Source organism: Aeromonas sp. S11(2024), assembly GCF_041402345.1.
In the GTDB taxonomy this organism is placed as follows: domain Bacteria; phylum Pseudomonadota; class Gammaproteobacteria; order Enterobacterales; family Aeromonadaceae; genus Aeromonas; species Aeromonas veronii.
This window is the reverse complement of the sequence record NZ_JBGLRC010000002.1, coordinates 51,612-77,897: the sequence shown is the minus strand read 5'-3', so window position 1 is coordinate 77,897 and position 26,286 is coordinate 51,612. Positions and strand designations below refer to the sequence as shown.

At 58.8% G+C, this 26,286-nt stretch carries 23 protein-coding genes; 20 read left to right on the top strand and 3 right to left on the bottom strand.

Annotated elements, in window-relative coordinates:
* Positions 1-28: 28 nt before the first annotated feature.
* The 19 genes from tapM to ACB040_RS02100 all read left to right on the top strand — a co-directional run bounded on the left by tapM (position 29) and on the right by ACB040_RS02100 (position 18,462).
* On the top strand, positions 29-1,090 hold the full coding sequence (gene tapM / locus ACB040_RS02190; RefSeq protein ID WP_319888603.1) for a PilM family type IVa pilus assembly protein TapM: 1,062 nt from the start codon (positions 29-31) through the stop codon (positions 1,088-1,090).
* Positions 1,078-1,653 (top strand): PilN family type IV pilus biogenesis protein TapN, encoded by a 576-nt coding sequence (gene tapN, locus ACB040_RS02185; protein ID WP_338772264.1) that lies wholly within the window; start codon positions 1,078-1,080, stop codon positions 1,651-1,653. Before tapM ends, tapN begins: the two co-directional genes overlap by 13 nt.
* On the top strand, positions 1,653-2,252 hold the full coding sequence (tapO, locus tag ACB040_RS02180) for a PilO family type IV pilus biogenesis protein TapO (protein ID WP_005353996.1): 600 nt from the start codon (positions 1,653-1,655) through the stop codon (positions 2,250-2,252). Before tapN ends, tapO begins: the two co-directional genes overlap by 1 nt.
* Positions 2,249-2,782: a pilus assembly protein PilP gene (locus ACB040_RS02175; RefSeq protein WP_005335020.1), complete on the top strand. Its 534-nt coding sequence runs from the start codon at positions 2,249-2,251 to the stop codon at positions 2,780-2,782. The genes tapO and ACB040_RS02175 overlap by 4 nt, the downstream gene beginning before the upstream one ends.
* A gap of 16 nt (positions 2,783-2,798) precedes the next feature.
* Entirely contained in the window at positions 2,799-5,024 is a 2,226-nt protein-coding gene (gene pilQ, locus ACB040_RS02170) for a type IV pilus secretin PilQ (protein ID WP_371153080.1), read from the top strand.
* 191 nt (positions 5,025-5,215) lie between these two features.
* The gene (gene aroK / locus ACB040_RS02165) at positions 5,216-5,734 is read left to right on the top strand and encodes a shikimate kinase AroK (RefSeq protein ID WP_005335014.1); all 519 of its coding nucleotides are present in this window, start codon (positions 5,216-5,218) and stop codon (positions 5,732-5,734) included.
* A 14-nt stretch (positions 5,735-5,748) separates the two neighbouring features.
* Positions 5,749-6,831, top strand: coding sequence for a 3-dehydroquinate synthase (aroB, locus tag ACB040_RS02160; RefSeq protein ID WP_005362254.1), 1,083 nt, complete (start codon positions 5,749-5,751; stop codon positions 6,829-6,831).
* Entirely contained in the window at positions 6,821-8,401 is a 1,581-nt protein-coding gene (locus ACB040_RS02155; RefSeq protein WP_371153079.1) for an SPOR domain-containing protein, read from the top strand. The genes aroB and ACB040_RS02155 overlap by 11 nt, the downstream gene beginning before the upstream one ends.
* 70 nt (positions 8,402-8,471) lie before the next feature.
* A complete protein-coding gene (locus ACB040_RS02150) occupies positions 8,472-9,344 on the top strand; it encodes a Dam family site-specific DNA-(adenine-N6)-methyltransferase (protein ID WP_236297090.1) in 873 nt (290 codons plus the stop codon).
* Positions 9,345-9,533: 189 nt separating this feature from the next.
* Positions 9,534-10,208 (top strand): ribulose-phosphate 3-epimerase, encoded by a 675-nt coding sequence (rpe, locus tag ACB040_RS02145; protein WP_005335006.1) that lies wholly within the window; start codon positions 9,534-9,536, stop codon positions 10,206-10,208.
* Complete coding sequence (locus tag ACB040_RS02140; protein WP_371153078.1) at positions 10,195-10,863, top strand: phosphoglycolate phosphatase; 669 nt, start codon at positions 10,195-10,197, stop codon at positions 10,861-10,863. The genes rpe and ACB040_RS02140 overlap by 14 nt, the downstream gene beginning before the upstream one ends.
* Before the next feature lie 42 nt (positions 10,864-10,905).
* Positions 10,906-11,910, top strand: a complete 1,005-nt coding sequence (gene trpS, locus ACB040_RS02135) for a tryptophan--tRNA ligase (protein ID WP_005362251.1) — start codon at positions 10,906-10,908, stop codon at positions 11,908-11,910.
* A 118-nt stretch (positions 11,911-12,028) separates the two neighbouring features.
* Positions 12,029-12,244 carry a hypothetical protein gene (locus ACB040_RS02130; RefSeq protein WP_005334997.1) on the top strand — a complete coding sequence of 72 codons (216 nt, stop codon included), beginning with the start codon at positions 12,029-12,031 and terminating at the stop codon, positions 12,242-12,244.
* 21 nt (positions 12,245-12,265) lie between these two features.
* Positions 12,266-12,847, top strand: coding sequence for an aminodeoxychorismate synthase component II (locus tag ACB040_RS02125; RefSeq protein WP_123172540.1), 582 nt, complete (start codon positions 12,266-12,268; stop codon positions 12,845-12,847).
* A 276-nt stretch (positions 12,848-13,123) separates the two neighbouring features.
* On the top strand, positions 13,124-14,341 hold the full coding sequence (locus ACB040_RS02120; RefSeq protein ID WP_058055649.1) for an aspartate aminotransferase family protein: 1,218 nt from the start codon (positions 13,124-13,126) through the stop codon (positions 14,339-14,341).
* 76 nt (positions 14,342-14,417) lie between these two features.
* The gene (astA, locus tag ACB040_RS02115) at positions 14,418-15,437 is read left to right on the top strand and encodes an arginine N-succinyltransferase (protein ID WP_005334994.1); all 1,020 of its coding nucleotides are present in this window, start codon (positions 14,418-14,420) and stop codon (positions 15,435-15,437) included.
* A gap of 72 nt (positions 15,438-15,509) precedes the next feature.
* Positions 15,510-16,979 carry a succinylglutamate-semialdehyde dehydrogenase gene (gene astD, locus ACB040_RS02110; RefSeq protein WP_338772256.1) on the top strand — a complete coding sequence of 490 codons (1,470 nt, stop codon included), beginning with the start codon at positions 15,510-15,512 and terminating at the stop codon, positions 16,977-16,979.
* 191 nt (positions 16,980-17,170) lie between these two features.
* A complete protein-coding gene (locus tag ACB040_RS02105; RefSeq protein WP_021229798.1) occupies positions 17,171-17,968 on the top strand; it encodes a DUF1338 domain-containing protein in 798 nt (265 codons plus the stop codon).
* Positions 17,969-18,201: 233 nt separating this feature from the next.
* Positions 18,202-18,462 (top strand): hypothetical protein, encoded by a 261-nt coding sequence (locus tag ACB040_RS02100; RefSeq protein ID WP_040066910.1) that lies wholly within the window; start codon positions 18,202-18,204, stop codon positions 18,460-18,462.
* Positions 18,463-18,546: 84 nt separating this feature from the next.
* On the opposite strand, the gene ACB040_RS02095 is transcribed toward ACB040_RS02100, so the two are convergent.
* Positions 18,547-19,149: an HAD family hydrolase gene (locus ACB040_RS02095; protein WP_371153077.1), complete on the bottom strand. Its 603-nt coding sequence runs from the start codon at positions 19,147-19,149 to the stop codon at positions 18,547-18,549.
* Between the two features lie 173 nt (positions 19,150-19,322).
* On the opposite strand from ACB040_RS02095, the gene ACB040_RS02090 reads away from it, so the two are divergent.
* A complete protein-coding gene (locus tag ACB040_RS02090) occupies positions 19,323-20,699 on the top strand; it encodes an MDR family MFS transporter (RefSeq protein ID WP_371153076.1) in 1,377 nt (458 codons plus the stop codon).
* Between the two features lie 111 nt (positions 20,700-20,810).
* Here ACB040_RS02090 and nifJ read toward each other — a convergent pair whose 3' ends face one another.
* On the bottom strand, positions 20,811-24,356 hold the full coding sequence (gene nifJ, locus ACB040_RS02085; protein ID WP_371153075.1) for a pyruvate:ferredoxin (flavodoxin) oxidoreductase: 3,546 nt from the start codon (positions 24,354-24,356) through the stop codon (positions 20,811-20,813).
* 228 nt (positions 24,357-24,584) lie between these two features.
* Positions 24,585-26,225 carry an alpha-glucosidase gene (locus ACB040_RS02080; protein ID WP_338772252.1) on the bottom strand — a complete coding sequence of 547 codons (1,641 nt, stop codon included), beginning with the start codon at positions 26,223-26,225 and terminating at the stop codon, positions 24,585-24,587.
* Between the last annotated feature and the right edge of the window lie 61 nt (positions 26,226-26,286).

The following is a 26,286-nucleotide window of genomic DNA, read 5'->3' as shown; positions in this document are numbered from 1 at the left end:
TAAAACCAAATAACGCATGGATGTGTATATGTTTGGGCTTTTTAACAAGGGATCCCTCCTCCCTCTGGTGGGCATTGATTTCGGCAGCCAGACCATCAAGGCCGTTACCCTCAGTGGCCGACCTGGCAAGCTTCATCTCGAATCGGTCGCCGATATTGCCACCCCGAAAGGGACGCTGGTTGACTATCAATTGCAGGATATCGAGCGTGTCAGCCAATCTCTCAAGAGCCTCAAGCGCCTGATCCCTGCTCACAGCGACTATGCCGCCACTGCGGTGACCGGCTCCAACGTGATAACCAAGGTGATCCAGATTGATGCCCGCCTCAGCGACAAGGAGCTGGAGAGTCAGGTGCAGCTGGAGGCCGAGCAGATCATTCCCTTCCCCCTCGATGAAGTGAGTCTCGATTTTGAGGTGCTGAGCACCAACAATAGCGAAGATCGTCAAGATGTGCTGCTGAGCGCAGCCCGCACCGAGAGTGTCAACGGCCGGGTCAGCGCCCTTGCCGAAGCCGGTATTGCCGTCAAGGTGGTGGATGTGGGCGCCCATGCGCTGGGCCGTGCCGTGGTGGCCTGTCTGCCCGAATTGCTGGAGAGTGAACGGCCAATCGGGGTGATCGACATCGGTGCCAGTGCCATGACCTTTGCGGCGCTGGTCAAGGGAGAGGTGATCTACTCCCGCTTGCAGAACTTCGGTGGCGATCAGTACAGCCAGGCGCTCTCCTCCTTTTATGGCATGACGCTGGATGAGGCTGAGCAGGCTAAAACCAAAGGTACCTTGCCTGTTGACCATGAGCTGGATGTGCTGATGCCCCACATCAACTCGCTGTTGCAGCAAGTGCGGCGCAATATCCAGCTGTTTTGCAGTTCATCCGGTTATCGCGACATCGCAAAACTGGTGCTGACGGGGGGAGGCAGTCTGCTGCCCGGTTTGTTGGTGCAGGTAAAAGAAGAGGTCAATTGCGAGGTATTGCACCCGGATCTGTTCGCTCTGTTTGGCAAACCGAAAGGAGAGGCCGAGCTGGTACATGGTGCTAAATATATGACGGCATTCGGGTTGGCTCTGAGGAGTTTCACACCATGTCAAATATAAACCTTCTCCCCTGGCGTGAAGCCCGGGCCCAGCGCCAAAAGAAACAGTTTGGGGCCTTGCTGGGGATTTTTGTGCTGGCCACGGTCGCGCTGGGATTTTTTGCCAACTGGCTGGTTGATCGTCAGATCGTCGCCCAGCAGCAGCGCAACCAGCGGCTGGTTCAGGAGATGACTATTCTCGATGCCCAGTTGGGGGAGATCCGTCTGCTCAAAGAGCGTCGCAAGGAGCTGATCGATCGGATGCAGCTCATCGAGCAGCTGCAGATGCGACGCAATGTGCCCGTCCGCCTCTTCAATCAGCTGCCTTCACTGGTGCCCAACGGGGTTTACCTCAACACCCTTTCGATGCAGAACAATATTATTGATGTAAATGGCAAGACCGAAGCCTATGGTCGGGTGGCCAGCATGATGCGGCGGATTGATGGTTCCGGTTGGTTGGGTCAGGCAAAGATAAGCACTATTTTTGCGGCTGATGTTGCGCCAGTGTCATTGAGCCATTTTTCCATGATGTTCCTGATCGCCAACAATGCTGCGGCTGCAGGGAATGTGGCCAAGGAGCAATAATGAACCTTCAGCAACTCAACGAGTTAGATATCAATGACATAGCAAGCTGGCCAAAATGGGCAAAAGGGGTCTTCATCTTTTTCTGCTGCGTGTTGACCGGCGGCGCCATCTACTACTACGTGATTGCCAACTCACTGACCAGTTTGACTCAGGAAGCGGGGAAGGAGACCGAACTGAAAGCACAGTTTGAAAGCAAGGCGATGCTGGCTGCCAACCTGGGGGCATACAAGGCGCAAATGGTTCAGCTTGAGCAACTGGTTGATACCCAGCTCAAGCAGTTGCCCAATACCCATGAGGTCGCCGGGCTGCTGGACGATATCAGCTTTATTGCTACCGACAACGGCTTGAAATTGAACCGGATCAACTGGGAACCCGAGGTAAAGCACGAGTTTTCGACAGAGCTACCGATGCGTATCGAAGTAGTGGGCACTTACCATCAAATTGGTAAGTTCACCGCTGACATGGCCGCTTTGCCCCGTATCGTCATCCTTGACTCCTTCACTCTGGGTCAGAGCAAGGATGAAGGGGAGCTGATTTCGATGTCGATGCTGGCCAAGACCTACAAGTACAACGGTAAAACAGTGGAGCCGAAACAATGAGACGCATCTGCTGGTTATTGCCTGCTCTCTTGCTGGCGGCCTGTGGTGGCCAGGAGGACATGGATAGCTATGTCGCCCAGACCAAAGCAAGGCCGCCCATACCTATCGAGCCCTTGCCCGAGCTGAAGCCTTTTGCCCCCATGCACTACCAGCAACGCGAGTTGCGCAGCCCCTTCATGGTTCCCCAGCCTGAGGCGACGGTCGGAAGTACAAGCACTGCCAAGGCCCAGCCGGATTGTGCACAGACCCTGATGGATCGTGAGAAAGAGGTGCTGGAAAATTATTCGCTGGCCAGTCTGTCGATGCATGGTTCTTTGGGTAAGGCGGGTCAGTTGTGGGCCTTGATCAGCACCCCGGATGGCAAATCGATGCGGGTCGGGCTCAACCAGTATATGGGGCTTGATCAGGGCCGAGTCATCAAGATCACTGACACTGCAGTGGATTTGCTGGAAACCATTCCGGACGGGAAGGGGTGCTGGGTAACAAGAGAAACCCAGTTGGCGATGGCCAATGTGCAAGAAAAACAATAATCAGGGACGAACAGCAATGAGAACAACAATAGAGAGTGTATCCAAAGTGGCTTTGCTGTTTTGCGCCAGCGCCCTCAGTCAGGCGTGGGCAGTGGCAACCCTGCAGGAGATCAAGGTCAATCCGCTGCTTGCCGATCAATTGCTGGTGGAGCTCAGTTTCAGTGAGCCGGTCACGGGCTTTACCGATCGTCTCTCTTACCAACCCAATCAGCTGTTGTTGCATGTTCCCGGTGCGGTAGGGGCACTTAAAGTGAACCCGCTGCCGATCCAGCGCCTGGGGGTAGATAATATCAAGGTTGAGGGTAAGGGCGCAGGTCTGGATATCAAGATCGCACTCGATCAGCTTGCTCCCTATCAGGTGCAGCAACAGGGGAACAAATTACTGGTGTCATTGGGCGAGGGGGCCTCTTCCGGGCTCATCAATGGTGAGAGCGCCCTGATTGCACCCGCAACCTCGGCTACTCCTGTGCCAGCGCCCTCTGCAATGGTGGCCACACCCTCTCCTTCGGCGCTGCTCAATCCTCAGGTCGTCGCCCGGTCGATGCCTGTTGCGCCCGTGACTACGCCGGTAGCCACACAGCCTGCCAGCAAGCCGGTGCTCAACAACTATCAAAGCAATGGGAGCGGCGCCTATTTCAACTCGGTTACCGGTGTGGATTTTCGTCGTGGTAAAGATGGCCAGGGGGAGTTTCTGGTCACGCTGGATAACAGCTCGGCCGCCGTCGATGTGAGCAGCCGCGGCCAGACCGTACTGGCCAAGTTTCATGGCACTCGGGTACCGGATGGTTTGCTTAATCTGATCAATGTGCAGGATTTTGCAACGCCGGTCTCTCAGGTTGAAGTCTCCCGGCAGGGGAGCGATACCCTGTTTGAACTGTCGATCAATGGTCAGTTTGATTACCGTTACGATCAGGCAGACAAGCTCTTCATTATCGAGGTGAAAAAGCGGACGACGGCCACGGCATCCAAGCAGTATCAGGGCAAGCCCATCTCATTGAACTTCCAGGATATTCCAGTCCGTACCGTATTGCAGCTGATCGCCGATTTCAACAACCTTAACTTGGTAACCACAGATTCGGTAGCAGGCAATATTACCCTGCGTCTGGATGGGGTGCCGTGGGAGCAGGCGCTCGACATTATTTTGAAAGTGCGGGGTCTGGATAAACGACTGGACAACAACATTCTGCTGGTGGCACCGGCGGAAGAGATCGCAACACGCGAGAAGCAGCAACTTGAGAGCCGCAATCAGGTTGCAGATTTGGCGCAGCTCTATACCGAATATCTGCAGATAAACTATGCCAAGGCCTCGGAAGTGGCGGCCCTGCTCTCTTCCGAAAGTACCAAGTTGCTGTCACCCCGTGGTGCGGTGAGCGTGGACGAGCGAACCAACGTGCTGGTGGTCAAAGATACCGCCGATGTCATCAGCAGCATCAAACGGATGCTCGATATTCTCGATATTCCGGTCAAGCAGGTGGTTATCGAGGCGCGGATGGTGACCATTGATGACGGCTTTGATGAAGCGCTCGGGGTGCGGTGGGGAGTGACCAAAAACGATGGTCATGGCAACAGTACGTCCGGTTCCATAGCGGGGAATGATGGCTCTGGTAACAACAATGGTGGCTCGACAATTACCAGACCGACAGCAGACGATCGGTTGAACGTCAATCTGCCGGTGACCAATGCGGCCGGTACTTTGGCCTTCCAGGTTGCCCGTTTGGCGGATGGCACCTTGCTGGATCTCGAGTTGTCGGCGCTGGAAAAAGAGAGCAAAGCCGAGATTATCGCCAGTCCGCGCGTGACCACGGCGAACCAGAAACCGGCGCTGATCGAGCAGGGTACCGAGATCCCCTATGTGGAGTCCTCTTCCAGTGGCGCTACCTCGGTTACCTTCAAGAAGGCGGTATTGAGCCTGAAGGTTACTCCGCAGATCACCCCTGACAATCGGGTGATTCTCGACCTGACCGTGACCCAGGATACCAAGGGTGAAACGGTACCGACTGGTACCGGTGATGCGGTTTCCATCAACGCCCAGTCTATCACCACTCAGGTGTTGGTGAACAATGGCGAGACGCTGGTACTGGGCGGCATCTATCAGCAGACCATCAAGAGCGATGTGACCAAGGTGCCGCTGCTGGGTGACATTCCTGGATTGGGGGCCTTGTTCCGCAAGACCACCAGCGAGAACAAAAAGCGGGAGTTGCTGATTTTCGTGACGCCCAAGATAGTCACCGACGCCTTCTGAATGCTTTACATGTGAAGGTAAAACACATATAACCTTACGCCCCAATGAGGCTGGGGCGTAAGGGCTGCGGTTGCCAGTCCCGATATCTATTGAGATAATCCCCCTCCTGATCCATCGCAAGATAAGGTTCATAGGTACCCCGATCCAGTATTCATCGGGGTCGTACAGTTTGTAATTACTAACGAAAAGACATGGCTGAGAAACGCAATATTTTCCTGATAGGTCCCATGGGTGCGGGCAAGAGCACCATAGGTAGACATCTGGCAGAACAACTGCATATGGAGTTTTTCGACTCAGATCATGAGATTGAGCGCCGCAGTGGTGCTGATATCGGCTGGGTGTTCGATGTTGAAGGCGAAGAAGGTTTCCGGATTCGCGAAGAGAAGGTGATCGGCGAATTGTCAGAGCAGCAGGGTATCGTGCTGGCGACGGGTGGCGGTGCCATCAAGAGTCGCGAAACCCGCAACAAATTGTCTGCTCGTGGCATCGTGGTCTACCTCGAAACCACTATCGAAAAGCAGCTGGCGCGCACACAGCGAGACAAACGCCGCCCTCTGCTACAGACCGAAGAACCGGCACGCGAAGTGCTGGAACGTCTGGCACAAGAGCGCAATGCCCTGTATGAAGAGGTTGCCGACTTTGTTGTGCACACCGATGACCAGAGCGCAAAAATCGTTGCCAATCAAATTGTAAAGCTGATCGGTATGTAATCTAGAGGACGTCCATGGAACGGTTGAAGGTCGAACTGGGTGAACGCAGCTATCCCATCGAGATAGCTGCCGGGTTGTTGCAGCGCCCCGAGGCGCTGGTATCGACCATCAAGGGCAAGCGGGTGATGATAGTGACCAACACGGTCGTTGCTCCGCTTTATCTTGAACAGGTAACCGCTCTGCTGTCGGGTTTTCAGGTTGAACACCTGATCCTGCCTGACGGTGAGGCATACAAGAACTTGGCGACCTTTGAGCAGATCATGTCTGCTCTGCTTGAAACCAACCATGGGCGCGATACGACACTGATCGCTCTGGGGGGCGGCGTGATCGGGGATGTGGTGGGCTTTGCGGCAGCAAGCTATCAACGTGGCATTCCTTTTATCCAGATCCCGACCACTCTGCTCTCCCAGGTTGACTCCTCTGTCGGCGGTAAAACCGCTGTCAACCACCCCCTCGGCAAGAACATGATTGGGGCTTTTTATCAGCCCAAACAAGTTGTTATCGATACCGAATGTCTGAGTACCTTGCCCGCCCGCGAATTTGCCGCAGGGATGGCCGAGGTGATCAAGTACGGCATCATTTGGGATGCTGATTTCTTCAGCTGGCTGGAGCAGAACATGGTGCGTCTGCAACAGCTGGAACCTGCCGCGCTGGCCTACGCCATCAAACGATGCTGCGAGATCAAAGCCGATGTGGTCGGTCAGGATGAGACCGAGCACGGCGTCCGTGCGCTGCTCAATCTGGGCCACACCTTTGGTCATGCCATCGAGGCCGAGCAGGGTTATGGCAACTGGCTGCACGGTGAGGCAGTGTCCGCCGGCACCATGCTGGCTGCCTGGACTGCGCAGGCCCGTGGCGATATGAGCGAAGCGGACGTTGCGCGAGTGCGCGCCCTGCTGCTGGCCGCCAATTTGCCCATTCATGCGCCTGCCGAGATGGATTTCGCCGCCTTTATTCGCCATATGCGCCGTGACAAGAAGGTGCTGGAAGGCAAGCTGCGTCTGGTGTTGCCGGTTGGTATCGGCCATGCGCAGGTGGTGGGGGATGTGTCCGATGCCGAGTTGCTGGCGGTGATCGAGTCTGGTCGTGACGAATAAACTGCTAAAACTTCCTTCCCAGCGGCAGCTGGTTGACCGGCTGCTGCATCTGATTGAATTCAATCACCCTTTCATTTTTCTCTCCGGTAAACCCGGTTGTGGTCGCGGTACCCTGTGCGAATCCCTGCTCGGCGTGTTGCCGGAAAAAGTGCGGGTGGTGAGCCTGATTGGTACACCTGCCATGAAGATGGTGGATGTGCGTCAGCTGTTATTGCCACAGGTAGTGGCGCGCCCGCTGTTCAATCCACAGGATGCGCTGGCGGAGAGCTTCTTTCGCATGCTGGAGGGGAGCAAGCCTGCCACCCTGTTGCTACTGATAGAGCGGGCCGACCAGTTACCGACCGAACTGCTGGGAGAGTTGTGGGCGATCATCCGTCATAACGATACTCTGGCGGCGCCCCATCAGCTGGCCATTATCGTCTCGGGCAGTGACGTCTGGTGTCGTACCCAACGACCGCAGCTCAAAGGGCGTGCCATGCCAGCCCTTGAGCTGGAAGTGCCGCCACTGAGCCCGCCCGAGCAGCGCATCTTCTTGTATGAGAAAGCCAAAGAGCTCAAGATCCCGGCGACCCTCTTGCCCAAGCCGCAAGTGGAGGAGATCCTGAAAACGGCGAACGGACATCCGTCCACCATCATGCAGTTACTGGAGGATATCATGACCGACAGAAGGCCCAAGAAGCGTCAGGCGGAGTTGCCTGTCAAGAAGATTGCCACCGCTATCGCGCTGGTCGCTGGCGGCCTGCTGGCGCTGAGCTACCTGCTGCCTGCGCTGTTTGACAATGAAAGCAAACCGGCGCTGCAGGATCCGGCGCAGAACACGGCATTGCCGATCCCGGTAGCGGGAGGCGATCCCCTCACCGCAGGCGGTTCGAATACCGATGCCGCTGCACAAGGCGCGCAAAACAGCGCTACAGCCAGCAATCCCAACGGGGTTGTGAAGGATTGGCAGCCGGAGGCGAAAGTGCTGCCCAAGTCGGTAGAGAGCGAAACCGTGACCACCGAATCAACCAATTACGAAGGGCGTCGGGTGGTGATCTCTGACGAGGTCGTGCAAAAGCTGATGACCGAACCCAAGGTGAGCGGCGCTCTGCCTACTGACGTGGTGGACGAGCTGACCGGCAAGAACCCGAGTGGCACAGCCCCCAGTGGTGCAATCGCAACCACGGCGCCAGCCAGTAACGCCAAAGCACTGAATCCGGCGACAACCGCAACGCCTGCTGCTACCACCAAAACCGCCAGCAACGAGCCGGTTGCCGCGCCAGCACCCAAGGTGGCCCTGACACCGGTCGCCACCTTGAACAAGAAGCCGCGCAATCACTACAGCGTTCAGCTGATGGGGGCGAGCAACACCAAGGCGGTGGATCAGTTTGTCGCCGAGCATGGTCTGGCGGGCAAGGTCTGGGTCTATCAGACCAAATTCCGTGGCAGCCCCTGGTACGTTGTGCTGCAAGGGGATTATGCCGGTCTGACCCAGGCCAAGAGTGCCATTCGCAAGCTTCCGCCAGCCTTGCTGAAAGGTCAGCCCTGGCCCAAGTCGTTTGCACAGGTACAAAAAGAGCTGAAGCAATAGCCTTAATACCGGATAAGGGGGTAGAATCGTCCCCCTTTTTGGGTCTTGCCTTCTTACACACCGGATTTCCATGAAAAAAACACGCGCTTTTTTAAAATGGGCCGGGGGAAAATACTCCCTGGTTGAAGAGATTGCCGAGCGCCTGCCGGCCGGGCGTGTGTTGCTGGAGCCCTTCGTCGGGGCCGGGTCTGTGTTTCTCAACACCGACTACGACGCGTATGTGCTCAACGACATCAATCCGGATCTGATCTGCCTGTACAACCACCTCAAGCTGACGCCGGACAGTTTCATTGCCGATGCGCGCAAGCTGTTTGTGGCAGAGCACAACCACAAGGCGGCCTATTATCGGCTGCGTACCCAGTTCAATCAGACCGAGACCACCTTCGAGCGGGCACTCTTGTTCCTGTTTCTCAACCGTCACGGTTTCAACGGACTGTGCCGCTACAACAAGAAGGGCGGCTTCAACGTGCCGTTCGGTTCCTACAAGAAACCCTATTTCCCGGAAAAAGAGCTGTGGGCCTTTGCCGAAAAGGCGCAGAAGGCGACCTTTATCTGCGAGAGCTACGCCGACGCCATCAAGCGTGCCGAAGAGGATTGGGTTATCTACTGTGATCCACCCTATGCGCCGCTCTCCACTACGGCGAGCTTCACCACCTATGCCTCCGGTGGGTTTACCCTGGATGATCAGGCGATCCTGGCTCGACTGGCCCGCCACACAGCGGCTCACAAAGGGGTGCCGGTGCTGATCAGCAACCACGATATTGAGCTGACTCGTGAGCTTTATCGCGGTGCCCGCCTCGACGAAATCCTGGTCAAGCGCACCATCAGTCGCAACGGCGGCACCCGCAACAAGGTGGCCGAGTTGTTGGCGCTCTATCCGCCCGGAATCGAACCGGAGCAGGGCTACTATCCCAGCGACAGTGAACTGCTGCCACTGACGTAACAGACCATGCGGCGCCCAGGGGCGCCGTTTTTTATGGGCGAGTCCGCGCCCGTGCCGATGTCCTATAACCCGGGTTGCTGGGGGAGGGGAGGCGATTGCCCCATTTACCCCGCATTCGAGTCGTTTTCGCCCGCCTTTTACGTTAAAATTGCGCCGTTTTTTCTCCCTGGCTGCCAATGGATGATGCTGATGAAAGACTTTCTGATTGCCCCCTCGATCCTCTCTGCCGATTTTGCCCGTCTGGGTGACGATGTAGCCAAGGTACTGGCTGCCGGTGCCGACGTGGTTCACTTCGACGTGATGGACAACCACTATGTCCCCAACCTGACCATTGGCCCCATGGTCTGTCAGGCGCTGCGTGACTACGGTATCGAGGCCCCCATCGACGTGCACCTGATGGTCAAGCCGGTGGATCGCATCATTCCCGATTTTGCCAAGGCCGGTGCTTCCCTCATCACCTTCCATCCGGAAGCGTCCGATCACGTTGATCGCTCTTTGGGCCTCATCAAGGAGATGGGCTGCCAGGCGGGTCTGGTGCTGAACCCGGCTACCTCGCTCTCCTGCCTCGAGTATGTGATGGACAAGCTGGATGTGATCCTGCTGATGTCGGTCAACCCGGGCTTCGGTGGCCAGAGCTTTATCCCGGGCACCCTCGACAAGCTGCGTCAGGTGCGTCGTCTGATCGACGAGAGCGGCCGCGATATCCGTCTCGAGATCGATGGCGGGGTGAAGGTCGACAACATTCGCGAGATCGCCGAAGCGGGCGCCGACATGTTTGTCGCCGGCTCTGCCATTTTCAGCCAGCCTGACTACAAGGCGGTGATCGACAAGATGCGTGCGGAGCTGGCTCATGTCACACGCTGAGCGCGCATTTGATTTGGTGCTGTTCGATCTGGACGGCACCCTGATTGACAGTGCCGCCCAGCTGGCGCTGGCGGTCAATCTGACTCTGGCTGATCTGGGTCTGGAACAAGCTGATGAAGCGGTGATCCGTACCTGGGTCGGCAATGGTGCCGACAAGCTGATCCAGCGGGCGCTCGCCTATCGCGAGGCCGATCCCGAGCTGTTTGCCAAGGCCAGACCGATTTTTTTCCAGCACTACAACGCCTGCCTGCTGCAAGGGCTGGCGATGTATGACGGGGTGGCACAGAGTCTGCGTCGCTTGCAAAGTCTGGGCTACAAGCAAGCGATCGTTACCAACAAGCCGAGCGATTTCGTGGCGCCCATCCTCGATGCCCTTGGCATCAGCGATTGTTTCGAACTCTGGCTTGGTGGCAACTGCGTGTCGGTCAAGAAGCCGAGCCCGGAGCCCTTGCTGCACGCGTGCCAGGAGTTGGGGGTGAGCCCAGCTCGCACCCTGATGGTGGGCGACTCAGAAAATGACGTGCTGGCGGCCAAGGCGGCTGGCATGAAGGTGGTGGGTCTTACATACGGCTACAACTATGGCCGCCCCATCGCCGACTCCCATCCAGACTGGGTATTCGAGCAGTTTGCCCAGCTCGATGCACTTTTGGTCTAATAGCGCAGCTGGGCTGGCTGAATAACAAGGATTAACACTCTCATGACTAAACCAATCGTATTGAGCGGAGCGCAACCCTCCGGTCAACTGACCATCGGCAACTACATGGGGGCCCTGCGTCAGTGGGTCAACATGCAGGATGAGTTCGACTGCCTCTACTGCATCGTCGACCTGCACGCCATCACCACTCGTCAGGACCCGGCTGCCCTGCGCAAGGCTTGTCTGGACGCGGCCGCCCTCTATCTGGCGGTCGGTATCGATCCCAAGAAGAGCACCGTCTTCATCCAGTCTCACGTGCCGCAGCACGCCGAGCTGGGCTGGATCCTCAACTGCTACACCCAGATGGGTGAGCTGTCGCGCATGACCCAGTTCAAGGACAAGTCCGCCCGTTTCGAGAACAACGTCAACGTCGGCCTGTTCGGTTATCCGGTGCTGATGGCTGCTGATATTCTGCTCTATCAGGCCAATCAGGTGCCGGTCGGCAACGACCAGAAGCAGCATCTGGAGCTGACCCGCGACATCTGCACCCGTTTCAACAACCTCTATGGTGAGGTATTCACCATGCCGGAGCCTTTCATTCCGACCGAAGGGGCGCGGGTGATGAGTCTGCAGGATCCGACCAAGAAGATGTCCAAGTCGGATGACAACGAGGCCAACTTCATCGGCCTGCTTGAAGATCCCAAGCAGATCGTCAAGAAGATCAAGCGTGCGGTGACCGACTCCGACGAGCCGGCGGTGGTGCGTTTCGATCCGGAAAACAAACCGGGTGTCTCCAACCTGCTGACCCTGATGTCCGGCGTGACCGGCCGCTCCATCCCCGAGCTGGAGCAGCACTTCGAAGGCAAGATGTACGGTCACCTCAAGACCGAAACCGCCGAAGCCGTGGTTGCGCTGCTGGAACCGATCCAGGCCCGTTTCCACGAGTTGCGTCAGGATGAGGCCCATCTGATCGCGATTCTGGCAGAAGGCGCACAAAAGGCGCGCGAAAGAGCTGAAAAAACCCTGACCAGCGTATATGATGTAGTCGGCTTCGTTCCTCGAGCCTGACATACTGGGAAGGTGTAGTAGAAGAGAGCTGGGTATTTGCCTGGCTTTCTTTATTTTCTGCCCGGCTATTTTGTTTAATTTCTTTATTTCAACCTGGGTAATATCCCCAAGAGAAAGCATGCCTGTTCAACCAACTATTTCTGCTGAAGAGCTGAGTGACAAAGGTCACTGGCTACGTAAATTTCGCAAGGCGAAAAACCTCAATACCCTGCAGTTGATGGTCTCCAATGCCATCGACAAGCACCATAAAACCCCTGCCGTTGCTGCCGCCATCTATCTGGCCGAGTGTCAGCGTGAACGGGAAATGGAACAGGGTCGTTATCTCGATCGTTAATTCTCCGCTGTTGGTTATCTCATGCTGTTGTTGATCGATAACTACGACTCTTTTACCTGGAACCTGGTGCAATATTTCGGCGCCCTGGGACAAGAGGTTGTGGTCAAGCGCAATGATGAACTGACGCTTGATACCATAGCGCAGCTCTCCCCCCGTTTTCTGGTGATCTCTCCCGGTCCCTGTACGCCCAATGAGGCGGGGATCTCTCTCGACGCTATCAGCCACTTTGCTGGCAAGCTGCCCATTCTCGGCGTCTGTCTCGGTCATCAGTCGCTGGCGCAGGCCTTCGGCGCCCGCGTAGTGCGTGCCCGTCAGGTAATGCACGGCAAAACCTCGCTCATCCGCCATCGCAATGAGGGGGTGTTCAAGGGGCTCAACAACCCGCTGAGGGTGACTCGTTACCACTCCTTGGTGGTGGAGCGCGACACGCTGCCCGACTGCTTCGAGATCACCGCCTGGAGCGAGCATGCCGATGGCTCGTTTGACGAGATCATGGGGCTGCGCCACAAGACGCTCCCTGTCGAGGGTGTTCAGTTCCATCCGGAGAGTATTTTGAGCGAGCAGGGCCATCAGTTGCTGGCCAACTTTCTGGCGCGTTCATAAAAAGTTGTGATCGCCTTCTCAAGTTCGAGAGAAGGCAAAAAAAATTTCCCTGACACTTTATTCACCCCCTCTCCTGCCCAAATTATCTCTTGCCAAGCCCCCCTGAGTCGTTATGCAATGCGGTTGCCTAAAATCTCAAGAGCAATCGAACATTGTTCCTTATAGGCCGTCTTGTTACAGACTTTTTACTTTATTTCTGTGATAATCCCGTCACGTTTACACGGATTTAACTTTTGGGCGGTGGATTATTCTGTCGCCGAATCGAAGGAGAGCTATATGTCAGAGTTGTTGGCAGTGACACGTGAAGTGTTTGATGAAGTGATGGTTCCCAACTATGCGCCCGCCAAGATCATCCCGGTGCGTGGTGAAGGGTCACGTGTCTGGGATCAGGAAGGGCGCGAGTATGTCGACTTCGCCGGTGGCATCGCCGTCAACGGTTTGGGTCACTGTCATCCCAAGCTGGTCGAGGCCCTGAAAACCCAGGGCGAGAAGCTGTGGCACCTCTCCAACGTCATGACCAACGAGCCGGCCCTGCGTCTGGCCAAGAAGCTGGTCGCCGCCACCTTCGCCGACAAGGTCTACTTCTGCAACTCCGGCGCCGAAGCGAACGAAGCCGCTCTCAAGTTGGCACGCCGCTATGCCATCGAGAAGTTTGGCGAGCAGAAGACCCAGATCATCGCCTTCAATCAGGGCTTCCACGGTCGTACCTTCTTTACCGTCAGCGTCGGTGGCCAGGCTGCCTACTCAGATGGTTTCGGGCCCAAGCCCGGTGACATAACCCACGTTCCCTACAACGATCTGGCCGCGCTGGCCGAGGTGATCTCCGACAACACCTGCGCCGTGGTGATGGAGCCGCTGCAAGGGGAGGGGGGCATCATTCGTCCTACCGACGAGTTTGCCAAAGGGGTGCGCGAGCTGTGCGACAAACACAATGCCCTGCTGGTGTATGACGAAGTGCAGTCCGGCGTCGGCCGGACCGGTGATCTCTATGCCTATATGGGTCTGGGTGTCACGCCGGACATCCTCACCAGCGCCAAGGCGCTGGGGGGCGGTTTCCCCATCGGCGCCATGCTGACAACCAACGAAATCGCCTCTTACCTGAAAGTGGGCACTCACGGCTCTACTTACGGCGGCAACCCGCTGGCCTGTGCGGTCGCCGAGGCGGTGATCGACGTGATCAATACTCCGGAGGTGCTGGCTGGCATCAAGCAACGCGAGCAGCTGTTCCGCGATGGCCTTGAAGCCATCAATGCCAAATACCACTGCTTTAGCGAGATCCGCGGCAAGGGTCTGCTGCTGGGCGCGGCCCTGAGCGATGCCTACAAGGGGCGCTCCCGCGACTTCCTGCTGGCCTCCATCGATCAGGGGCTGATGGCACTGGTGGCTGGTACCAACGTGGTTCGTTTTGCCCCTTCACTGGTGATCCCGGAAGCGGACATCAAGGAAGGGTTGGCCCGCTTCGAGAAGGCGGTTGCCCAGGTGGTTAACGCCTGATTCCAAATTGAGGTGGGGAGCTCTCCCGGCAGGAGCCGGGACCCCACCTGTCGTCAATGAAAGGGAGTTGTCATTTATGTTGGTTATCCGTCCCATCGAGCAAAAAGATTTTGCCGGGCTCAAGACCTGCGCCATCGAGTCCGGCACCGGCATGACCTCGTTGCCCGTCAACGATGAGCTGCTGCAGCGCAAGATTGATGCCTCTACCCAGACTTTTTCCGACAAGCCCGCCGGCAAGGGGGACTGCCTCTACTTCTTCGTGGCTGAGGATCTGGAGACCGGCGAGATGGTCGGCACCTGTGCCATCGATGCCGCGGTTGGCCTCTCCCAGCCGTTTTACAACTACCACATCGGCAAGGTGGTGCACTCTTCTCCCAAGCTCGGCATCTACAACGTCGTTGAAACCCTGACCCTCTCCAACGACTACACCGGCAACTCCGAGCTCTGCACCCTGTTTTTGCGCGAATGTGCCCGCGAGGGGCTCAACGGCCGCCTGCTCTCCAAGCACCGCTTTCTGTTTATGGCCGAGCACCCTGAGCTGTTTGACGAGACCGTCTTCGCCGAGATGCGCGGCGTCTCCGATGCCAACGGCCACAGTCCCTTCTACGAGTGGCTGCAAACCCATTTCTTCTCGATGGATTTTCCAACCGTCGACTATCTGACCGGCATCGGCAAGAAGCGTTTTATCGCCGAGTTGATGCCAAAGTACCCCATCTATGTCAATTTGCTGAGCAAAGAGGCGCGCGCCGTTATCGGCCAGACCCACGAGAAGACCCGCCCGGCCATCAAGATGCTGCAGGACGAGGGCTTCGTGAACCGTGGTTACGTCGATATTTTCGATGCGGGCCCCACCGTCGAGTGTGACGTGAAGAATATCCGCAGCGTGCGCCGCAGCAAGAAGCTGCGGGTGCTGGTGGGCGAGCCCATCGGTGGCAAGACCCACCTTATCTGCAACAGCCGTTTCGAACATTACCGCGCCTGCTACGGCAATATCCGGGTCGATCTCGACAAGCACGAAGCCATCATTCCACCCAAGATGGCGGCGGCACTCAAGGTGCAGGATGGCGACATGGTGCGGGTGGTCGACCTCGACTGAGACAAACAGGACAAGCAAACCGATTATCAGACAGGCAGCCGAGGCTGCCTGCCCGCGACAGGGAGTGAATGGATGAGCCAGTTAGTGCAATTTATCGACGGTCAGTGGCTTGCCGGTGAAGGCAAGCCGTTCGAGTCAACCGATCCGGCCAAGAACGAGGTGATCTGGCAGGGGGCTGCCGCCAGTGCGGCGCAGGTGGATGCCGCCGTCAAGGCCGCCCGTGCCGCCTTCTACCACTGGGCGGACATGAGCCTTGAGGATCGTCTGGCCATAGTGCGCCGTTATGCCGACCTGCTCGGCGAGCAGAAAGAGGCGCTGGCCCTGACTATCGCCCGCGAAACAGGCAAACCGCTGTGGGAGACCCGCACCGAAGTGGCCGCCATGCAGGGCAAGATTGCCATCTCCATCCGTGCCCATGACGAGCGTACCGGTACCGTTGAAAATGCCATGCCGGGCGCCAAGGCGTTTGTCCGTCATAAGCCCCACGGCGTGGTGGCGGTGTTCGGCCCTTACAACTTCCCGGGCCATCTGCCCAACGGCCATATAGTCCCGGCACTGATTGCGGGTAACACCGTGGTGTTCAAACCCTCCGAGCTGACCCCCATGGTGGCTGAGGCCATGGTCAAGGTGTGGCAGGAGGCGGGGCTGCCCAATGGCGTGCTCAATCTGGTGCAAGGGGAGGTCGAGACTGGCAAGGCGCTGGCTGGCAACCCCGACATCGACGGCCTCTTCTTCACTGGTTCATCCCGCACCGGCCATTTCCTTCATCAGCAGTTTGCCGGTCAGCCGGGCAAAATTCTGGCTCTCGAGATGGGCGGCAACAACCCGCTGATCGTGAAAGATGTGAGCGACATCGACGGCGCCGTCCATGCCATCGTCCAGTCGGCGTTCATCACTTCCGGTCAGCGCTGTACTTGCTCCCGCCGTCTGTTTGTCGAGCGCGGCGAGCGGGGCGATGCGCTGGTCAATCGACTGGTTGAGGTGGTCAGCCAGATCAAGGTCGGCCTTTATGACGCCGCCGAGCAGCCTTTCATGGGTTCGATGATAAGCGAGAAGGCAGCACTGGGCATGGTCGAGGCGCAAGCCAACCTGCAGCGCCTCGGTGGCGAGAGCCTGCTTACCCTCAAGCACCTGGAAGCGGGTACAGGCTTTGTCTCCCCGGGCATTATCGACGTGACCTCAGTGAGTGGGCTGCCTGACGAAGAGTACTTCGGTCCGCTGCTGCAACTCATTCGTTACGATGATTTCGATGGTGCCATCGATCAGGGCAACGCCACCCGCTACGGTCTCTCGGCTGGTCTGCTGGGGGACAAGGAGGCGGACTGGCACCACTTCTTCAAGCGGATCCGCGCCGGTATCGTCAACTGGAACAAACCCATCACCGGCGCCTCCAGTGCTGCGCCGTTTGGTGGCATCGGCGCTTCCGGCAACCACAGGGCGAGCGCCTACTACGCTGCTGACTACTGTGCGTATCCGGTTGCCTCCGTTGAAGACAGCAAAGCCGCCATGCCGGATCAGCTGTCTCCTGGTTTGACGTTTTAAAAGCAAACGGGGATGCCAATGCAGCAGAGATGGCTCAACGCCGCCGACTACTGTGTCATATCCCCGATTGCCTCTGTCGAAGACAGCAAAGCCGCCATGCCGGAGCAGCTGTCGCCCGGCCTGCGCTTCTGATAACGACACGGGGCATCCAGCGGTGCCCCCATCTGTACCCGCAATCAAAGGAAAGAGAGATGCAAAAGGATATCGACACCCTGTTCAGCCATCTGTGGGACAACTACATCAAGGTGACCCCGAGCGCCCTCAAGGTGCACACCCTGCTGGGTGGCGGCGAGCCCATCGTCAACGATCACGTGGCGTTTCGTACCTACAACCTGCCCAAGCTGGGGCTGGAGAAGCTGGCCGCCCACTTCCTGGCGCTCGGTTACGAGCAGAAGGGCGAGTACGTTTTCAAGGCCAAGAAGCTCTATGCCAAGCACTTTGAGCATCAGGATCCGGACGCTCCCAAGGTGTTTATCAGTGAGCTGAAGGTGGAAGAGCTCTCTCCGGCTGCCCAGGCCATCATCCACAAGCTGGCGGATCAGGTGCCCGATCATCTGACCGATACCCCGGCATTTCTCTACACCGGTGCCCCCTGGCAGGTATCCTATGCCGATTATCAGACTCTGCTGGCGGAGAGCGAGTATGCGGCCTGGATGGCAGCCTGGGGTTATCGTGCCAACCACTTCACGGTCAATATCAACAAGTTGAAGGATTTTGACACCATCCATCAGGTCAATGCGGCGCTCAAGGCGGCGGGTTTTGTGCTCAACAGCGTGGGTGGCGAGGTGAAGGGGGACCCGCAGGTGATGCTGGAGCAATCCTCCACCATGGCAGACAAAGCCGAGGTGCCGTTCAGCGATGGGGTGCGTACCATCCCGAGCTGCTTCTACGAGTTTGCCCTGCGCTATCCGCAGGCCGATGGCGTGCTCTATCCGGGCTTCGTCGAGGCCTCGGCGGACAAGATCTTCGAATCGACGAATGCCATGTAACGGGAGCCACCCTGTTTCAGTCGCAACGCCTCCTCTGTGGAGGCGTTTTGTTTGGCGCCGAGTGACGGTATCGGGTGTTGTCTGACGCCGCGTGGGGAGGGGTTTGTACGGATCCCGGTCGGTAAATGTGTGTTGATAAAAATGTGAACGAGATCACTTGAGACGACACAGATTGACGCTGGCGGTGGAGCAAAAAGGAGTAGAATGGCGCTTTATTTTTGCGGGGCCAATCGATGCCTAACTATCACTTTTTCAAGCAGGGTCAGGCGCTTACCTATCTAGATGCCAATGCACCCAGCTATAGCGATGAGCGTCGTCAACTGGTCGAACAGGGATTTGCCGCCATCGCCGCCCCCACCTTTGCAGATACCCCGGCCGAAGCTCTTGAGCTGCTTCGCACTCATCAGGCACTACAGGATGAGGCCAACGCCAATGCCCTTTGTCTGACGGTTGCCGCTATTCCGGCTGCGATCGCAACTCTGTCCGGGCACTGACGCTGCCGCCAAGCTCACGTGAATAAAAAATGGTGCCACTGTGATGGCACCATTTTATCGGTTTGCCTGCTTGCCCTGAGCCGTTTAGCGCGGGTGCAGGTCACCTTCGATAACCAGCACGGTATCCATCCCTGCCGCCTTGCCAGCCTCAAGCCCGATCCGGGTATCTTCAAACACCAGGCAGTTGGCGGGATTGGCGCCGAGTAGTTCGGCCACCTGCAAGAAGGTATCAGGGTGCGGCTTGTGGTTGGTGACATCATCGGCGCTCACCAACACCGAAATATAGGCGTCGAGTCCGGTGCTTTTGAGGATGGAGTCCGCCTGACTGCGCGGTGAGCCGGTGCCAATCCCCATCTTGACCTTGCCGTGATAGTGCCTGACCAGCTCCCACATCTTGGGAAAGACGCTGACCTTGTCGATATGTTCCATATAGAGGGCAATCTTGCGACGGGTAAAAGCCTCGACATCCACCGTCAGCCCCTGCTGCTCGGCCAGCATGGCGATGATCTTGCGGGTGGGAATGCCGCCGTACTGATAGAGCTGATCCCGCTCGAAGGGGATGCCGAATTCGGCGCAGGTGAGCTCCCAGGCATCCAGATGAAGGGGCATGGAATCTACCAAAGTGCCATCCATATCGAAAATCAGGGCATCGTAGTGATCAAACCCGTACTGCTCACGCTCGCTCATGGGGGCTCCTCGAATCAAATAGAGCAGGCTAGCAGAAACGGTCGACGTTTTGTGGGATCGGCCTCATGGTTGGGCAGATTGTGGCCGCCGTTTTTTCTATCTCTTGCTGATTTGTGAGACAATAATCCGTTCATTGCCGGATACTTTGGCATATCAGATCTGCGAGTCCGCTTATGACCTCGAAAATATCCCCCAAAACCATCTTCTCCAGTGTGGCGCTGGTGATCGCGCTCGGTTCACTGGAAAAGAGCATAGTTACCACCCCGCTGCCCATGATTGGCGCCGAGCTGCACGCCGGTGCCGCCCTCACCTGGGTGGTGACCGCCTATCTGCTGGCGGCTACCGCCGTGCTGCCCCTCTATGGCAAGCTGAGCGATCTCTTTGGTCGGGTGCGGATGCTCAATATCGGCATCGGCCTGTTTCTGGCGGGCTCGGTGGCCTGTGCGCTCTCCCAGGATCTGCCGACCCTGCTGGCAGCACGGGTGCTGCAAGGGCTGGGAGGCGGCGGTCTGATTGCCCTCGCGTTTACCGTGATTGCTGACACCATTCCACCGCGGGAGGTGGGCAAGTATCAGGGCTACATCTCGGCGGTCTATGCGGTCTCCAGCATCGCTGGCCCCTTGCTTGGCGGCTATTTCACCGAGCAGCTCAGCTGGCGCTGGATCTTCTGGATCAACCTGCCGCTCGGGGCGCTGGCGGTCTTTCTCATCAACCGCAACCTCAAGCAGCTCAACGTGCGTCGCCACAGTCGCTTCGACTGGAAGGGGGCGGGTCTGCTGATTACCGTCACCACGCTCACCCTGTTGCTGCTCTCGCCGGAAGCGGCGCTGCCTGCAGTCTGGCTCTCGGCGGCGCTGGGCGTCGCGTTGCTGCTGCTGATTCTGATTGAGCGGCGTGCCCACGACCCCATATTGCCCGCCCATCTGGCCCGGCTGCCCGGCTATCTGGTGAGCGTGCTGCTGGTGATGCTCTCCCAGTTGCTGATGTTTGCCGTGCTGGTCTATCTGCCGTTGCAGATGCAGTGGCAGAAGGGGATGAGCGCCAGCGAGAGCGGCGCCATCATGGTTATCTTCATGATCTGCATCACTGCCGGCGCCTTTGTCGGCGGCAAGCTGATTGGCCGTACCGGTCACTACAAGAGCTTTGTTGCGGTGGGCTTTGGCCTCGCGGCGGTGGCGCTCTGGCAGATCCACTTCGATGCCAGGGTCAGACTGGCCCTCGGGTTTGCCGGTATTGGTCTCGGTCTGGTGCTGCCCGCCCTCTCGGTGGTGGTACAGAATGCCCTGCCACGGGAAGATCGCGGCATCGGCATGTCGCTGTTCAACTTCGGGCGGGAGCTTGGCGGTGCCGTCGGCGTGGCCATCTGCTCCATGCTGTTTCATTTCCGCCTGCCAGCCGGCAGCGATGGCGATCTGAGCCGACTTGCCCCCGATCTGCTGGCCCCGGGCTTCAGCGCGACCTATATCGGCATGGCATTGATCGCCACGCTGGCGCTGCTCATCACCCTGCTGGCGTTGAAGCGCCATGAGCTGGCCTCCATCAGCGCCTGATTTGGCCTGCGCCAGCATTGGCTCACCATAGATAGCATCAGGGCTCCCCGCGGGGAGCCCTGATTATTATTTGGCGAATAGAGTGGCTGCTGCCATCAAGTCATGCGCGGGTTACTCCTGCGCCGGACTCTCCTTGCCCGCCAGCTGGCTCAGCCAGGCGAAGCGGCGGTTGGCCTCCTGCTCCGCCTCTTCATAGAGCTGGCTGGCCACCTCAGGCAGCTGGCGCTCCAGCCGCTGGAAGCGGGGCTCATGGCGCAAGGTCTCGGCCAGCGAGGCATTGGAGGCCCGCGAGTCGAGCGCCAGCGGCAGTTTACCCTCGTCAGCGCGGCGCGGATCGAAGCGGTAGAGGGGCCAGAAGCCGGTGGCGGTCAGCTGCTTCATCTGCTCATGGCTCTCGGCCATGTCGTAGCCATGCTCCTCGCAGGGGCTGTAGGCGATGATGAGCGAGGGGCCCGGATAGGCTTCCGCCTCCTGAATCGCCTTCACCGTCTGGTTCATCTGGGCGCCGAGGGAGATCTGCGCCACATAGACGTGGCCATACATCATCACGCTGGCCCCGAGATCTTTGCGTGCCTTGCGTTTGCCCTGCTCGCCAAACTTGGTGATGGCACCGAGTGGCGTCGCCTTCGACTGCTGGCCACCGGTGTTGGAGTAGCACTGGGTATCGAGCACCAGCACATTGATGTTCTCCCCCAGACTCAGCACATGGTCGAGCCCGCCAAAGCCGATATCGTAGGCCCAGCCATCGCCGCCGATGAGCCAGACCGATTTTTCCACCAGATAGTCCGCATCGCGAGCCAGCTCTTGGGCTGCCGGGGCCTTGCTCTGTTGCAGCAGCACCCGTAGCTGCTGGATATGGGCCCGCTGCTCGGAAACCGGCAGGGTGGCATCGCCGAGCGCCTCGCGCAGCGCTGCCGGTATGGTGTCGCCCAGGCTCGCCAGCAGACGGCGCACCCGCTCCCTGTGCTGATCGACGGTAAGACGGAAGCCCAGTCCGAATTCGGCGTTGTCTTCAAACAACGAGTTGGCCCAGGCCGGCCCGCGCCCGTCGGCGTTGGTGGTGTAGGGGGTGGTAGGCAGGTTGCCGCCATAAATGGACGAGCAGCCGGTGGCGTTGGCAATCAGCAGCCGATCGCCATAGAGCTGGGTCAGCAGCTTGATGTAGGGGGTCTCGCCACAGCCGGAGCAGGCGCCGGAGTATTCAAACAGCGGCGAGATGAGTTGGGAGGTGCGAATGTCGATGCGCTCCAGCTGCTCGGCGCTGCGCTCTGGCAGATCGAGGAAGAAGTCGTAGTTGGCCTTCTGCTCGTCGAGGTGATCGAGCCGTGAAGCCATATTGATCGCCTTGCGATCCGGGTTGCTGCGATCCTTGGCCGGGCACACCTCGACGCAGAGGTTGCAGCCGGTGCAATCCTCCGGCGCCACCTGCAGCACGTACTGCTGGCCGCGCATGTCACGGGATTTCACATCCAGCGCATCGAGAGTGGCGGGAGCTGCGGCGAGCGCATCCGGTTCCACCACCTTGGCGCGAATGGCCGAGTGGGGACAGGCGGCGACACAGTAGTTGCACTGGGTGCAGAGCTCCGCCTCCCAGATGGGGATCTCCTTGGCGATATTGCGCTTCTCCCAGCGGGTGGTGCCGACCGGCCAGGTGCCATCCGGCGGGAAGGCGGAGACCGGCAGGCTGTCACCCAGTCCCGCCAGCATGGCGGCGGTGACGGTCTGGACAAAGTCTGGGGCCTTGGCCGAAACCACCGGCGGGCGGGGGCGGCTGGTAGGATCCAGCTCGCCAAGTTGCACCCGGGTCAGTGCGGCGCAGGTTGCCTCCAGTGCCATCCAGTTGCGCTCGACCAGTGTCTGCCCCTTGCTGCCATAGCTGGTGGCGATGGCTTGCTTCAGCAGGCTGGTCGCCTCTGTGGGGGGAATGATGGCGCTGAGCTGGAAGAAGGCCATCTGCATCACGGTATTGATGCGGTTACCGAGCTGGCAGTCGCGGGCAATTTTGGCGGCGTTGATGATGTAGAAGCGCGCCTCTTTCTCGCGCAGGGCGTGCTGTACCTCGCTGGGGAGGCGCTGCCAGATATCCGCTTCGCTGTAGGGGGTGTTGAGCAGGAAGATGCCGCCCGCCTTCAAGCGCTCCGCCATCCGGTACTTGTCGACAAACTGCCACTGATGGCAGCCGATAAAGTCCGCCTCTTCCACCAGATAGGCCGATTGTAGCGGCCGCTCGCCTACCCGGAGGTGAGAGACGGTGAGACCCCCCGCCTTTTTCGAGTCGTAGACGAAATAGCCCTGCGGATAGAGGTCGGTGTGGTTGCCGAGGATCTTGATGCTGTTCTTGGCCGCCGAGACGGTGCCGTCGCTGCCAAGGCCGTAGAAGAGCGCTTCCAGCTTGTGTGGCTGGCTGTGGAGGGGGCTTTGCGAATCCAGCGCTGCCAGCGGCAGCGAGAGACCAGTGATGTCATCGAAGATGCCGACGGTAAAGCGCGGGCGGGGGTTCTCTTGCGCCAGCTCGACAAATACCGCCAGCGCGCAGGCGGGGCCGAACTCTTTGGAGGAGAGGCCGTAGCGACCGCCGATAACCCGCGGCAGGCTTGCCCGCTCGCCCCGGCTGACCGCTTCGGCCAGCGCCGTCATCACATCGAGATAGAGGGGCTCGGCCTGTGCGCCCGGCTCTTTGGTGCGATCCAGCACGGCGATGGTGCGGGCACTCTCGGGAATCGCGGCCAACAGGTGCCCGGCCGAGAAGGGACGGAACAGCCGCACCTTCACCAGACCTACCTTCTCCCCTTGGGCCAGCAGGCGTTCGATCACCTCTTCACAGGTGCCGATGGCCGAGCCCATCAGCACCACTATCCGCTCCGCCTGCGGGTGGCCAACGTATTCAAATGGCCGGTAGTGGCGGCCGGTCTGTTCGCCAAAAGCCTGCATTGCCTCATTCACATGGCCATAGGCGGCGTCATACCAAGGGTTGCTCGCCTCCCTGCACTGGAAGTAGGTGTCCGGGTTGGCGGCGGTGCCGCGAATGACCGGTTTGTCGGGGGTGAGCGCCCGGTCACGATGAGCGCGGATGGCATCTGCGGGCAGCAGGGCGCGCAGGGTGTCGTCAGCGAGCGGCGCTATCTTGGCGATCTCGTGAGAGGTACGAAAGCCGTCGAAGAAGTGGATAAAGGGGAGGCGGCTGTTGAGGCTCGCTATCTGGGAGATCAGGGCAAAGTCCTGCGCCTCCTGCACATTGCTGGCACAGAGCATGGCACAGCCGGTCTGGCGCACCGCCATCACGTCCGAGTGATCGCCAAAGATCGATAGCGCATGGGTCGCCACGGTGCGCGCCGCCACATGCAGCACGAAGGGGATGAGCTGACCCGCCAGCTTGTAGAGGTTGGGGATCATCAGCAGCAACCCCTGCGACGAGGTAAACGAGGTCGCCAGCGCGCCGGTCTGCAGGGCACCGTGGACGGCGGCGATGGCTCCCCCTTCCGACTGCATCTCGACAACCCGGGGGACATCCCCCCACAGGTTCTTGCCCCGCTCGCTCGACCAGGCCGACGACTGCTCAGCCATGGCCGAGCTGGGGGTGATGGGGTAGATGGCGATGACTTCGCTGGTGCGGTACGCCACCGAGGCGACTGCGTTATTCCCGTCTGTGGTGATCATCTGTTTTCCACTTTGCTATGCCAGTTTGAAGGCCGATGGTTGCATCGGCAATGGATAGGTCGCAGGCATAGTAAGAGGGGCAATGAGAGCGTATCAAACGGGATAAATAATCAATTAATAAGTCAGTAATAGTGGTTAATTTAATCCCGCCTAGTGGGGGCGTGATTTTCTGCTGATAACCGGCGGGGGGCGATTGACGGGCCATTGACATGGCCCGTCAGCACGGGGTTAACTCCGCTCCACTTGCAGCCAGATGGCGCACTGATAAGGGGCGAAGAGTGGCAGTGGTTCGCTTGGGTAATTGGCCAGCAGCAACTGCATCTCGTCTGTCACCTTGTCGAAGTGGGGCATCGTCAAGGGATTGGCCGTGAGATTGGCGAGCAGCAGCAGGGTGTGCCGATCTCCGCTTGCCGGATCCTGCCAGTGGCGGCGATAGCTGATGCGCTCGGGGTCGTCCCCATCCAGCAGCTCGAAATTGCCGTGGCGAATGACCGGGTAGGCCTTGCGCAGGGCGATGAGCTGGCGATAGCAGTGAAACGGCGAGTCGGGGCGGGTCAGCTGTTCGTCAGCATTTATCTCGACGTGGTTTGCATTGAGGGCAATCCAGGGTGTGGTGGCGCTGAAACCGGCGTGGGGGCCGGCATTCCACTGCATCGGGGTGCGGGCGTTGTCGCGGCCGATGGCATCGAGCCGCCGACTCAGCTCGGCAGGATCCAGCCCTGACTGGCTGGCGCGGTAGTTGATGGCCTCCACATCGCGCAGCTCGCCCGGCTGCCAGTGGCGGTTGGTCATGGCGAGCTCCTCCCCCTGATAGATGAAGGGGGTGCCCTGCATCATGTGCAGCACCATGGCCCACAGGTTGGCGCTGGTTTCACGCCACTCTGGCCTGTCATCGCCAAAGCGTGATACGGCGCGGGGCAGGTCGTGGTTGCCGAGAAACAGGCTGTTCCAGCCCTGACCGTGCAGCCCTTGCTGGTGGCGGGCCATGGCTCGTTTGAAGGCGAGGGGATCGAAGCGGGATGACCACTTGTCACTGCCGAGCCCCAGATGCTCGAAGTTGAACACCATGCTGAACTCGCTGCCGTCGTGGTTCGAATAGTTCTGCATATGGGCGAGATCGGCCCCCCAGGTCTCCCCCACCGTAATGATCCCTTTGCCGCCGAAGCTCGCGGCATTGAGCTCGCGGATATAGTCGTGCAGGCGCGGGCCATTGCTCATGGCCAGTCGGTCCCACTCCTTGCTCACCATATCGATCACATCGAAGCGAAATCCCTTGATCCCTTTGCCCAGCCAGAAGTTGATCACCGCCGCCATTTCGGCCCGCACCGCCGGGTTATCCCAGTCCAGATCGGCCTGACTGGGATCGAAGTTGTGCAGGTAGTAGCGATCAAGCTCCGGCACATACTGCCAGCCGCTGCCACCAAAAATCGAGGTGATGGGGTGGGCGTTGACAAAGGCTTGGTCGCGAAATACGTAGTAGTCCTGATAGCAGGGATCCCCGGCCAGTGCCTTCACAAACCACTCGTGCTCGGTGGAGGTGTGGTTGGCGACGATATCCATCATGATGCCGATGCCGTGAGCGGCCGCTTCGGCGATCAGCTGCTCCATCTCGGTCAGGGTGCCGAAGGCGGGGTCGATGGCACGGTAGTCCGCCACATCGTAGCCGTTGTCCCGTTTGGGGGAGCGATAGATGGGGGTGAGCCAGAGCATATCGACCCCGAGGGTGGCCAGATAGTCGAGGCGCTGGCGGATGCCGTTGATATCGCCCATGCCGTCGCCATCGCTGTCCTGAAAACTCATGGGGTAGATCTGGTAGATGACGCAGCTATTGAGGTCGATATCGGGCGTGTGAAGGGAGTGCGTATTCATCAGCTTGGCCGGTTAGGGGAGAAGATTTTCTATCTTACGCAGATGAACGGGTACTCGACAG

What these genes read in the sequence shown, in the direction of transcription:
- tapM (WP_319888603.1), top strand. Translation starts at nt 29, where the DNA reads ATGTTTGGGCTTTTTAACAAGGGATCCCTCCTCCCTCTGGTGGGCATT.
- tapN (WP_338772264.1), top strand. Translation starts at nt 1,078, where the DNA reads ATGTCAAATATAAACCTTCTCCCCTGGCGTGAAGCCCGGGCCCAGCGC.
- tapO (WP_005353996.1), top strand. Translation starts at nt 1,653, where the DNA reads ATGAACCTTCAGCAACTCAACGAGTTAGATATCAATGACATAGCAAGC.
- ACB040_RS02175 (WP_005335020.1), top strand. Translation starts at nt 2,249, where the DNA reads ATGAGACGCATCTGCTGGTTATTGCCTGCTCTCTTGCTGGCGGCCTGT.
- pilQ (WP_371153080.1), top strand. Translation starts at nt 2,799, where the DNA reads ATGAGAACAACAATAGAGAGTGTATCCAAAGTGGCTTTGCTGTTTTGC.
- aroK (WP_005335014.1), top strand. Translation starts at nt 5,216, where the DNA reads ATGGCTGAGAAACGCAATATTTTCCTGATAGGTCCCATGGGTGCGGGC.
- aroB (WP_005362254.1), top strand. Translation starts at nt 5,749, where the DNA reads ATGGAACGGTTGAAGGTCGAACTGGGTGAACGCAGCTATCCCATCGAG.
- ACB040_RS02150 (WP_236297090.1), top strand. Translation starts at nt 8,472, where the DNA reads ATGAAAAAAACACGCGCTTTTTTAAAATGGGCCGGGGGAAAATACTCC.
- rpe (WP_005335006.1), top strand. Translation starts at nt 9,534, where the DNA reads ATGAAAGACTTTCTGATTGCCCCCTCGATCCTCTCTGCCGATTTTGCC.
- ACB040_RS02140 (WP_371153078.1), top strand. Translation starts at nt 10,195, where the DNA reads ATGTCACACGCTGAGCGCGCATTTGATTTGGTGCTGTTCGATCTGGAC.
- trpS (WP_005362251.1), top strand. Translation starts at nt 10,906, where the DNA reads ATGACTAAACCAATCGTATTGAGCGGAGCGCAACCCTCCGGTCAACTG.
- ACB040_RS02130 (WP_005334997.1), top strand. Translation starts at nt 12,029, where the DNA reads ATGCCTGTTCAACCAACTATTTCTGCTGAAGAGCTGAGTGACAAAGGT.
- ACB040_RS02125 (WP_123172540.1), top strand. Translation starts at nt 12,266, where the DNA reads ATGCTGTTGTTGATCGATAACTACGACTCTTTTACCTGGAACCTGGTG.
- ACB040_RS02120 (WP_058055649.1), top strand. Translation starts at nt 13,124, where the DNA reads ATGTCAGAGTTGTTGGCAGTGACACGTGAAGTGTTTGATGAAGTGATG.
- astA (WP_005334994.1), top strand. Translation starts at nt 14,418, where the DNA reads ATGTTGGTTATCCGTCCCATCGAGCAAAAAGATTTTGCCGGGCTCAAG.
- astD (WP_338772256.1), top strand. Translation starts at nt 15,510, where the DNA reads ATGAGCCAGTTAGTGCAATTTATCGACGGTCAGTGGCTTGCCGGTGAA.
- ACB040_RS02105 (WP_021229798.1), top strand. Translation starts at nt 17,171, where the DNA reads ATGCAAAAGGATATCGACACCCTGTTCAGCCATCTGTGGGACAACTAC.
- ACB040_RS02100 (WP_040066910.1), top strand. Translation starts at nt 18,202, where the DNA reads ATGCCTAACTATCACTTTTTCAAGCAGGGTCAGGCGCTTACCTATCTA.
- ACB040_RS02095 (WP_371153077.1), bottom strand. Translation starts at nt 19,149, where the DNA reads ATGAGCGAGCGTGAGCAGTACGGGTTTGATCACTACGATGCCCTGATT.
- ACB040_RS02090 (WP_371153076.1), top strand. Translation starts at nt 19,323, where the DNA reads ATGACCTCGAAAATATCCCCCAAAACCATCTTCTCCAGTGTGGCGCTG.
- nifJ (WP_371153075.1), bottom strand. Translation starts at nt 24,356, where the DNA reads ATGATCACCACAGACGGGAATAACGCAGTCGCCTCGGTGGCGTACCGC.
- ACB040_RS02080 (WP_338772252.1), bottom strand. Translation starts at nt 26,225, where the DNA reads ATGAATACGCACTCCCTTCACACGCCCGATATCGACCTCAATAGCTGC.